Origin of the sequence: Mesorhizobium sp. M7D.F.Ca.US.004.03.1.1 (genome assembly GCF_003998635.1) — a bacterium.
Classification (GTDB): domain Bacteria; phylum Pseudomonadota; class Alphaproteobacteria; order Rhizobiales; family Rhizobiaceae; genus Mesorhizobium; species Mesorhizobium loti.
The window spans coordinates 1-9,922 of record NZ_RZQG01000136.1 but is presented as its reverse complement, the minus strand read 5'-3'; the positions used below and the strand labels follow the sequence as shown (position 1 = coordinate 9,922).

The window sequence follows — 9,922 nt, the reverse complement described above, 5'->3', positions numbered from 1 at the left end:
ATATCAGGCCGGCGACATGTCCGGCTACAAGTCAGCGCGCTTGGCCATGTCCGAGATGGCCAAGAGCCTTGAACGCGATCCTCAACTTGAATCCCTACTGGCAACCCGCAAACGCGAGCTTGGCATCAACGTGGATTCGGGTCGTCGCTTGGGTGCGGAACTGGCGTTCAGCCATGGCATCGGTAAGGGGCGGGGCATTGGGCTCTGATACCCTCCGATCTACCGCCGTTTTCACGCCACAGGCGGGGTGAGGCGACAAACCTACTTGCGTCCGGCATTCGGTCCGTCCTGTCTGTCCCAGTAGATACCAGCAACAACCACTGAGAAGCTGGCAAGCTATGCCCGAGTCGGATCGTATTGTACGCCTCAAAACCGTCCTTGCCCGGAGCGGCCTGTCCCGTTCAACCATCTATCGCAAGATCGCCGAAGGCACGTTCCCGGCCCAGATCAAGATCAGCGTAAACGGGGCGGGCTGGCGGGAATCCGATGTCAATCGATGGGTAGCTGATCCTGTCTCATGGCACTCCAGCGCATCACGAAAAAACATTGACTAGTGGCGGTGGAGTCGCACGTTGCTGTCAACGTTGAACACTCCTCTCTGAGGTAAGTTCAACGACTGGGAATGGGCCGATAACAGACTGCCTGCTTTTACACTCAGAACGTCGATAGCTGACGTTCTAGCCGGATCGAATAAAGGTCTGGGAATCGCGCACCGCGGCCTCTAGTAATGGCCTTCAGAATGAGTGAAGAACGTCCTGGTTCAAAGAACCTCTCCTGGTACCATTGCGGGACGTAATGATTGTTTCTTGTCTTGGACATCGCCACTCTCGCAATATCACAAATCAATCATACCACGCCACTCCGGTATCTGACCAATATCGCTGTTGTCAGGGGATCGCTATAAACATTGATTGGGAAACAGCTTATCCGTAATGCCGTCCGCAAGTGCCGCCTTCGGCTAAGTGTTTGCGGTACCGCGTGACAAGCGCACACCAGGGCCACCGCCATTCTCTGGAATGAATTCTATTCCGGCTGCTTCGAGCGATAGCTTCAGCACTTGCAGGATCGATTCAGATGCTGGTTTCGAACCACGTTCGAACTGCACGATCGTCCTCAAACTTACCTTGGATAAATCCGCCAATTCCTGTTGAGAAATGTCGAGAAGCCCACGGGCCGCGCGAACTTGGGCCGCACTTACCTTTGCCAACTGTATTTCGTCCGTCGTTGCACGAATGGTCATCTCGCATATTCCCCCACAGGGCGAAAGCGTGATGGACTCTTCAAATGCGTTCGAGCCGGGCGACTTCAAGAAATGTCCGCTTCGGACAGTCGGTCAGCGAGTCAATTCCCAGCGTTGCGGGGGTGCTGAATCCCAGCCATCAGCCGGTTAAACGCGGCGACATCCCATACCGTGTCGAATGGTCTTGCTGTGGCGGTGCCGTCTACCGCCAGAATGACAGCTAAGAAAGGCAAACCCAACATCGGCGGTCGATACACAACGTATGTTGGGCACTTCTTCATGAGCCTCTGATACGCGACCCAGGGCGGTAGGCAATGTGGCCTATGTGGCTAGATGGCTGTCGAAACTTCGCGCTGGTCAGGACCGTAGCATGCCTGCATCTGGCTTGATGGAACATTAGCCACCTCTAAAGGTTATTGCGCGCGGCAGGTTGGTGCCCTCCATCGCCTGCTGAAGATCGGGCCTCCGATCGGCCCGCGCTCTTCTCCGCCAGAGGGGCGCGGGCTTTCGAACTTACCAGACTGACCCGAGAATAAAGGAACTGCGCCGAAGCCGAAAAGGCGCTAACGCCGCCAGCGGTCCTCGCACCAGTGGCGGCACATTTGAGCCGCCGCTGTCGACACCACCGCTGACGCCAGCTTGGCTAAAGACAACCGTGACATTGTGATTGCGCACTTCCACAGCCACGACGCCATCAGCAGTTTGTCGGGCAGCGAACGCCGCTGAGCATAATGACACTCCCGGTCGCCGAGCGCGAAACTGTGCGCCAAGTCGCCGGGCGGGTCCATAGCGGACCGCTGATCGCGGTCTTGCAAACGGCCCATTGCTGCGTAAATTGCCCTCTGCCATGACCACCTCATACCTCAACCACAACCTTGAATGTCCGCACTGCCTGACCATCCGGCTGAGAATACCGGCTGATGCCCAGCCCGATACCAGGATCGCCTGCAGTGATTGCGGCGAATTCCTGGGGACGTGGGACGACCTGCAGACCGACTTTGAAAAGCAGGGCGGGAACACGGGGGTTTTCCGGCTGGACAAGGGTCGCATCAAGCGAATCGAGTGACGAATACTGTCGGCAAATTGTGCTTCTAGTGCTGGTTTGGAACAGACCCATCCACGCCTGCCAACGGCGCTTCCAAGCTCCAAGTGATCCCATGGGGACCGTATTCAAGGTTGCCCTGCCCACCCACCGCTGCGGGTGCAACCCGCTTCAAGACCACGGTTCCAAAGCCGCCCTGTCCGATGGTCTGGACGTGCGGCCCATCTGTTTCAGCCCAGGTGAGATGAAAGCGCCGCGATGCTCCGGAACCGGTGATGGTCCATGTGACTGAAATCTGGCCGTCATCCCCTGAAAGCACGCCATATTTCGCCGAGTTGGTCGCGAGTTCGTGGAAGGCAATCCCAAGATACTGGACCGCATTGGGCCCGAGTACGAACGATGGGCCCGACATTTCGATCACTTCACCCCTCGGGAATGGCTGGGCCTGGGCTGCCAAGAGTTCATTGATACTGGCGCCCTTCCAATCGGCGGATACAAGCAGGTCGTGGGATCGCGATAGCGCCATGATGCGCTCCCGTACCTGCGATTCAAACTCCTTCGGCGTCTCCGATCGCTTGTTGGTCTCGCGGATCATCGACAGGATGACCGAATACTGGTTTTTCACCCGGTGGTTGACCTCGCGCATCAGCATGCGGATGCGTTGCGCGCTTTCCCTCGCCGACGTAATGTCCCGGGCAATCTTCGATGCTCCAACGATCTGGCCAGTTGCATTACGCACCGGCGATATCGTCAGCGAGACCGGCATTAGGCTTCCGTCCTTGCGTTGCCGGATCGTTTCGTAGGTGTCGACGCGCTCGCCACGTCGGATGCGCTCGAGGATGCGCGGCTCCTCGTCCTGATGATTATGCGGGATCAGCATCGTCACCGACTGGCCGATTGCTTCGTCGGCGGTATAGCCGAACAGGCGTTCGGCACCCTGATTCCAGCTCTTGATGATGGTGTTAAGATCCTTGCTAACGATTGCATCGAACGAGGATTCAACAATCGCTGACAGATGCTGCCTAGCCTCCTCGGCACGCTGGCGGTCGGTCAGGTCAAGCAGCATATTCACGGCACCGATCAGATTGCCGTGCTCATCCCGTAGCGGGGTGGGGTGGGGCAGGAACGGAAAAAAGGATCCGTCGGGACGCTGCGCAACGGCCTGCTGGTTGCGGACCGGCCGGTTTTCCTTGAGCGCAATGGCCATGGGGCACTCGTCATGCGGCAGTTCCTTGCCGTCGGCCGTGAACAGCTTGAACGTCACGCACCATTTGTCCTTGCCGATGGCAGGCTCCCGTCCTGCCATATCGGCAGCAGCGCGATTGTAATAGGTAATGGTGCCCTGCTGATCAGTCGTGTAGATGGCGACCGGAAGGCCGTCGAGAATCTGGTGATAGGTGTTGTCCTGCTGCCTGAGTTCCGTACGGGTCCGTTCCAGATCAGTCACGTCGACTGTGAAGCATCTGGTGTTGACCAGCTTGCCGTCGCGGAAATGGCCGCTCGAGGTGATTTCGACATGCTTGATCGACCCATCGCAGGCCCGCAACCGCGCCGGATGTCGGGCGATGTTCTCGCCTCGGGTGAGCCGGCTTAAAATGTTGTCGATCATGTCCCGGTCCGGGTAGAAGTCGGCGATATGGCGACCGACATAATCCTCCGCAGGATAGCCAAGCAGGTTAAGCTCGGCCTTGTTGGCGTGCAGGATAAAGCCCTCCGCGCTTATGACATGGAGGGCAACGGCACCGTTCTCGAAAAAATCCCGATAATCGAAATCGAGGCTATCCTCTAAGGACACTCCGGGGTTGTTGAGGGCGACAACGTTCGCCTGCGGCAGTTCATTCATTCCGGCATTCCTGATATATTAAAACACACAGCAACGCAGCACCTGGCCGTTCGTTCCAAGACTGCCGCCTTCAGATCGAACGGGAACAAACTCGATGTGGAGATCAGGGGACCCGTCGTTCCTAGCGCGGACGGAGAAGCTGCCGCGCCTCTCTTGGCAGCGAATTGCGATCCGTTCCGATCAGCCGATGAACGCTCGGGCCTGCTCTTCCGAGATCGCGGTCTCCTTTACAACCGATTGCGCCAGTGCGTCGTGCGCGTCCGGGCGAGCGTTGTCTTCATTCGTTGGGCACGGCGATGATTCCTCCCACACAGGCAAGGAACCTTCGAGTGCGGGAGTTGCTCCTCGGCCGCGCGGCAAAAGCGTCAGTCGACGGCAGCCAATGTCAACGACCAGGCGGGAGGCCAGCCTCGCCTAGTAACGACAGGCATGCGTCAGGCGCGAAACGTCATCATCGTTCGCCATCGCCAAAGCTGTCTGGACAGCATTGCGCAGTTCGAAAGGAAGGCGGGTGTTGTGATCCATACACTCTGAAGGAAAAACGGGTCGTGGAAGCCCGAGCTGGCAAAACTTACGGAATGGACTACAAATGGGATCTTGCGAACATCAAGCATCGCGGTCACTTTTACGCAGTCCCCGGCCACCAGTTCGATATCCATGACGACGGCGTCAGGCCGGGGATATGTGCGAACCGGACATTCCACCGGCGAAACGACGGAAAGGCGCAGCCTGCATCCGCTTGCTGGCAAACGTAGAATAATTTTCTTCATGACGGAGCTTTTGCCAACGCGGCAAGTTACCTCGCTCGGAGCGGCGGGAGGCTGTGAGAATGCAAAAGAACGATCCGGGTGTTGGCCCGTCGAAGCCCCGGCTTTTCGGCATCCTGGGACCTGGCCTGATCACGGGAGCGTCCGACGACGATCCCAGCGGCATTGCCACCTATTCCCAGGCAGGTGCGCAGTTCGGCTTCGGCCTTACATGGACGTTGCTGTTCAGCTATCCGCTAATGTCAGTAGTGCAGGAGATCAGCGCCCGGATCGGGCGCACCACCGGCCAAGGGATTGCCGGGAACATGCGCCGTTATTATCCGAACTGGCTACTTCAGTCGGTTGTCGTGTTGCTCCTCATCGCCAACACCATCAACATCGGAGCCGACCTCGGTGCCATGGGCGACGCCCTGAAACTGATTATCGGCGGTCCGCATCTCGCGTATGTAATCCTGTTCGGGGTGGTGTCCGTCGTCCTGCAGGTCTTGCTCGAATACAGCCGCTACGTCTCGGTGTTGAAATGGTTGACCCTGTCCCTTTTCGCTTATTTTGGCACTGTGTTGGTCGTGCATGTCCCATGGGGTGACGTCGCTCGCGGTCTCTTCATCCCGAAATTGACTGCGAACGCCGGCTTCTGGACATCGGTGGTGGCGATCCTCGGGACCACCATCAGCCCATATCTGTTCTTTTGGCAGGCCTCGCAGGAAGTGGAAGACCAGAAGGCCAAGCCGGAGCGCAAGCCCCTCAAGGAGGCGCCGGAGCAGGCCGAGAATGCGATCGAACGCATCCGGCTCGACACATATGTCGGGATGGCGTTCTCCAATCTCGTAGCCTTGGCCATCATGATTACGGCTGGGGCAACGCTGCATGCCAGTGGCATCACCGACATCGAGTCGACCAGCCAGGCCGCCGCAGCGCTGAAGCCCGTGGCAGGGGCGTTTGCGTTTGCAATCTTTGCCTTGGGCGTGATCGGCACCGGCCTGCTCGCGATCCCGGTTCTGGCAGGGTCTGCGGGGTATGCCTTGGGCGAAGCCCGCAAATGGCCAACCGGCCTCGATCGCAAGCCGCTGGAGGCTAAAGCGTTTTATGTGACCATCGCGGTTGCAACGCTGTTGGGCGCCTGTCTGAACTTCACCCCCGTCAATCCGATCAAGGCACTCTACTGGAGCGCGGTGGTCAACGGCGTGGTCGCCGTCCCGGTCATGGCAGTGATGATGATGATGACGGCGCGAAGCGACATCATGGGCAAGGCAACTGTTCCCCTGGTGATGAGGACCGTCGGCTGGGCTGCGACGGCCGTCATGGCGGTCGCAGCCCTTGTGATGATCGCCCAGTTCTTCTGGGAATAGGAGGCGAAAGCATTTGTGGTGGACGGGACCCTGGCGGTCGGCCGCAGATTAATCCGCCACCGAGCCTCGGCCAGCAACTCGCCGTTCAGCAGGCTGGGCCTCGACCGGAATGGAGGAACACATGACGCGCATAATCAAACCAATCGCCAGCTGAACATGCTCGTCGAGCAGTATGTCGAAGTCAGGTTGAAATCGAGCGCTCATGAATCGGTGATCGTCTGCGCTGGGATTGGTGCGGCCGAAAGTGCGCACATAAGTTCGACGTTGATCGATCCAATTGCTCTTGCCTTTGTGATCGCAACAGAACATGCGCCTTGGGATCAGTAACCTTCCTGGCACCGGGCAATGTAAACCTGGCCATGACCATCGCGATATCGGCATTGGCCGACCCCATTGGCGTGTCCGATCACCGCACCGGCGATCGCGCCGACTGCGCCACCAACGCAGCACCTTGTACCGGATCGCCGGCCGCCGCGGCACCGATCGCGGCACCTCCCAAGCCACCGACGGCAGCGCCTTGTTCGGTACGGGAGCACGCTACGAGCGGAATTAGCAGGCTCAAAATGAGCAGTGCCTTTTTCATGGTCCTCATCTCAAGCCTTAATCGGCCGGAGAAAAAATGCGCCAAGGGATCTTTCGATCCATGGCCTTGTCGCCAACGTGGAACGTCTCCGCTCCAAGGCCGGGCTCTCCATTGTTTTCCCCTGCGCAAACTGTTCGGCAGGCGAACGTTCAGGGCCAACAAATTTCCCGCGATACAGGTGCCGTATACGCCCAGAAAAATGCGAGTCGCGGCAGGGAATCTTACGTGGCGTTTCGGATGCCGACAACTCCGCTGTGGTTAACGCGAGCCCCGCAGCCATCTCAGGCGACTTGCGAATTCGAAACGGAACTTCGCATCGTGCGGCCCGTTGTGACGTCGCAAACTGTGCCGCGCTCAGCCTCCCTGCAACGGTTCGGCCGAACGCGGCGTGCATCAACACTAACGCACAAGGAAACGTACCATGATCGGCAAACTTTTGGCTACCACCGCAATAGCAACCCTGCTGTCGTCTGGCCTGTGGGTATCAGGGGCCGCCGCTGAAGATGCCACCAAACCTGCCACCGCTACGACCACAGCGGCGACGGCGCCAGCGGCTGTTGCAGACGGCAGCCTCGTCACCAAGATCATAGGCGCCGACGTCTACGATAGCGCCGCCGACAATGCCGAGAAGATCGGCGATGTCAAAGACATCGTCCTCTCCAAGGACGGCAAAGCCAAGTACATTATCATCGGCGTAGGCGGATTCTTGGGCCTGGGAGAAAAGAACGTCGCCTACGATTTCAGCAAGGCCGAGTGGGTCGAGAAGAAGGGTGAGCGCTGGCTGGTCGCCAAGACGACCAAGGAAGACCTGCAAGCGCAACAGGATTTTGACCTGAAGGTCTACGACACTGCAGCGGCCCCGAACACCAATGATGTCGCAGCTACGACGACCAATAATGAAGCGGCTCCAGCGACGGACAAGACCGCCACAGCGGCAATCGACAAGTCTTCGCTGACCGAAATGCCGATGGACAAGATCAGCACCAAGGACTTCATCGGCACCAACGTCTATGGCGCCGATGATGCAAAAGTCGGTGAGATCGGCGACGTGGTGATGACCGGCGACAAGAAAGTCGATGCCGTCATCGTCGACGTGGGCGGTTTCCTTGGCATGGGTGAAAAACAGGTGGCCATTGGCCTGGAGAAACTGAAGTTCATGTCGGACAAGGACGGCAACCGGTATCTCTACACCAACTTCACCAAGGCTCAGCTTGAGGCGCAGACCGCCTATGACAAGGCCACCTACGCGCAGAATCGCGACAAGCAGCGGATCATTGTTGGCCAGTAGAACCCAACGTGGCCCGCGCTGCTTAGGCGCGGGCCACGTCTTTTCGATCGTCTGTGCGCGGGATCTCCCCATCAGGGTAGATGTGCACAAGACGAGACGATCTTCCGATCGCTCACGTTGAGGGACCTTGTCGGGAAGGGCAGGTTGGCAGCGGCCCGTCGACGCGGCGCGTCTGATTGCAGTTCACTATTCACCCGAGGAACTTTATGGGTTTATCGCACGTTTTCCCGCCGAACCAATTTCGATTCAAGGAAAGGGGAAAATATGGAAAATCCAAGTGTCGGTTGGATAGCTGCTATCGTGATCGGCGGCATTGCCGGTTGGCTCGCCGAGATGTTCATGAAAAGCAATATGGGCTTGCTCATGAACATCATTCTGGGGATCGTGGGCGCCATCGTCGCCAACTTCCTCCTCGGGCTGTTAGGCGTATCGATGGCCGGCTGGCTTGGGTATCTAGTCGCAGGCTTCATCGGTGCCTGTATTTTGATCGCAGTCGCGCGAATGATAAGGCGCTGAACCAACAATCGACTTTGTGCAAATTGTTGCTCAGATTGAGGCGCGTGATCCCCGGGATTACGCGCCTTTGCTTCTTGCGAAGCTAAACATTGGCGATCAGGTCGCTCACTCGGCCATAGGGGACCCCTGCCATATGCTCGCTTGCTGGAACTAGTCTTGATGCTCCGCATTCTATTAGCTGGGGCTCAAGGAGTAGGCGATGAAAGCGGTTTTGGCACTGGTCGGCGGCTTCGTGCTGACCCTTGCGGTCTTCGCCAGCGGGCTGGCTTTCGCTGCCTGGCTGATTGTCGCCAAGCCCGTGCATCAGGCAAAACCCGCCGATAGTGTCTCACAGCTTTGGACCAAGGACGCACAGCCTGTCGACAAGGCCGCGCAGGGCCTGGAGCGCGTGGCCGCCGCGCAGCCCGCGGCGCCCGATGCCGCTGCCAGGGTGCCGGCGCCCGACTCGACCAATATGGGCGCGGTGGCGCCGGACGCCGGCGAGCAGCGAGCCGGGCGGCTGCCACCTGCCCATGTCAGCTGGTGCGCCGACCGCTACCGCTCCTACAATCCCGACGACAACAGCTACAGGTCCTATAGCGGACAGCAGCGGGCCTGCGTGTCGCCCTATCTCGACACCGCCGCCGACCAGGGCGCGCAGCAGCCCGCCGAAGTCACCTATGTCGAAGGCGGCGCCAGCCCTTTGGTTGCAGCAACGGACCTTTCGGACGACCACGTCCAATCCTGCTTCAGCCGCTACCGCTCCTACCGTCCCGAAGACAACAGCTACCAGCCATATTCCGGTGGGCCGAGGCGCCAGTGCGAATAGGCGTGCCGCTTCCATCTCCGTCTCTCTGAATAGCGACAGTGCGACACAAGGAGATGGCGCCGCCTGCCGTAGATACCAATTGCCGGTGGGGCCGCCGTGGGGACACCCGGACAGGATCTACCCCGCCCATGTGAAGGCACGGAACCTTTCGCCTCGCCCGCTCTTTCACCAGAAGCCAATAGGAGCAAGGAGCCTGTAATGAAAACTCTGGCCGATATTTTTGAGCACACCCTCCAAGACATGTATTACGCGGAGAACGCGATTACCAAGGCCTTGCCTAAGGTAGCTGCAGCCGTGAAGGACGCCAAGCTGAAGAAGGCGGCCGAGGACCATCTCGAGGAAACGAAGGGACAGATCAAGAAGCTCGAGCAGGTGTTCAAGTCGATAGGCAAGAAGGCGTCTGGCGAGAAGTGCGACGCGATAGAGGGGCTCATCAAGGAAGCCGACGGATTGATGGAGGAAGCGTCAGGGACGGCCCTCGACTGC

The 9,922-nt window shown here is 58.8% G+C and carries 12 protein-coding genes and 1 pseudogene; 9 read left to right on the top strand and 4 right to left on the bottom strand.

From position 1 onward, the window contains the following. Together EN935_RS10865 and EN935_RS10860 are read left to right on the top strand one after the other, a co-directional pair. Positions 1 to 208 (top strand): hypothetical protein (locus EN935_RS10865; RefSeq protein WP_164771078.1); only part of this gene is annotated, 208 nt, incomplete at its 5' end. 130 nt (positions 209 to 338) lie between these two features. Further along, positions 339 to 554 (top strand): AlpA family phage regulatory protein, encoded by a 216-nt coding sequence (locus tag EN935_RS10860; RefSeq protein WP_126070741.1) that lies wholly within the window; start codon positions 339 to 341, stop codon positions 552 to 554. A gap of 404 nt (positions 555 to 958) precedes the next feature. Here the strand turns inward: EN935_RS10860 and EN935_RS10855 are convergent, their stop codons facing one another. After that, the gene (locus EN935_RS10855; RefSeq protein ID WP_126070740.1) at positions 959 to 1,240 is read right to left on the bottom strand and encodes a helix-turn-helix transcriptional regulator; all 282 of its coding nucleotides are present in this window, start codon (positions 1,238 to 1,240) and stop codon (positions 959 to 961) included. Between the two features lie 823 nt (positions 1,241 to 2,063). On the opposite strand from EN935_RS10855, the gene EN935_RS10850 reads away from it, so the two are divergent. Beyond that, positions 2,064 to 2,306 (top strand): hypothetical protein, encoded by a 243-nt coding sequence (locus EN935_RS10850; protein WP_164548513.1) that lies wholly within the window; start codon positions 2,064 to 2,066, stop codon positions 2,304 to 2,306. Positions 2,307 to 2,331: 25 nt separating this feature from the next. Here the strand turns inward: EN935_RS10850 and EN935_RS10845 are convergent, their stop codons facing one another. Both EN935_RS10845 and EN935_RS10840 read right to left on the bottom strand, forming a co-directional pair. Then, a complete protein-coding gene (locus tag EN935_RS10845; protein ID WP_127373316.1) occupies positions 2,332 to 4,125 on the bottom strand; it encodes a PAS domain S-box protein in 1,794 nt (597 codons plus the stop codon). A gap of 434 nt (positions 4,126 to 4,559) precedes the next feature. Beyond that, positions 4,560 to 4,895 (bottom strand): hypothetical protein, encoded by a 336-nt coding sequence (locus EN935_RS10840; protein ID WP_127373315.1) that lies wholly within the window; start codon positions 4,893 to 4,895, stop codon positions 4,560 to 4,562. Positions 4,896 to 4,954: 59 nt separating this feature from the next. Here EN935_RS10840 and EN935_RS10835 point away from each other — a divergent pair, with 59 nt between their 5' ends. Together EN935_RS10835 and EN935_RS10830 are read left to right on the top strand one after the other, a co-directional pair. Next, positions 4,955 to 6,241, top strand: coding sequence for a divalent metal cation transporter (locus EN935_RS10835; protein WP_127373314.1), 1,287 nt, complete (start codon positions 4,955 to 4,957; stop codon positions 6,239 to 6,241). Positions 6,242 to 6,259: 18 nt separating this feature from the next. Next, positions 6,260 to 6,568: a hypothetical protein gene (locus EN935_RS10830; RefSeq protein WP_127373313.1), complete on the top strand. Its 309-nt coding sequence runs from the start codon at positions 6,260 to 6,262 to the stop codon at positions 6,566 to 6,568. On the opposite strand, the pseudogene EN935_RS41960 reads toward EN935_RS10830, so the two are convergent. Then, positions 6,562 to 6,824: pseudogene (locus EN935_RS41960) on the bottom strand (YMGG-like glycine zipper-containing protein). The gene EN935_RS10830 and the pseudogene EN935_RS41960 overlap by 7 nt on opposite strands. A gap of 421 nt (positions 6,825 to 7,245) precedes the next feature. On the opposite strand from EN935_RS41960, the gene EN935_RS10820 reads away from it, so the two are divergent. The 4 genes from EN935_RS10820 to EN935_RS10805 all read left to right on the top strand — a co-directional run. After that, positions 7,246 to 8,112: a PRC-barrel domain-containing protein gene (locus EN935_RS10820; protein ID WP_126070735.1), complete on the top strand. Its 867-nt coding sequence runs from the start codon at positions 7,246 to 7,248 to the stop codon at positions 8,110 to 8,112. A 264-nt stretch (positions 8,113 to 8,376) separates the two neighbouring features. Continuing rightward, complete coding sequence (locus EN935_RS10815) at positions 8,377 to 8,628, top strand: GlsB/YeaQ/YmgE family stress response membrane protein (protein WP_126070734.1); 252 nt, start codon at positions 8,377 to 8,379, stop codon at positions 8,626 to 8,628. Between the two features lie 199 nt (positions 8,629 to 8,827). Beyond that, positions 8,828 to 9,436, top strand: coding sequence for a BA14K family protein (locus EN935_RS10810; RefSeq protein ID WP_126070733.1), 609 nt, complete (start codon positions 8,828 to 8,830; stop codon positions 9,434 to 9,436). 198 nt (positions 9,437 to 9,634) lie between these two features. Beyond that, on the top strand, positions 9,635 to 9,922 hold a 288-nt coding region (locus EN935_RS10805; protein WP_127373312.1), incomplete at its 3' end, for a DUF892 family protein.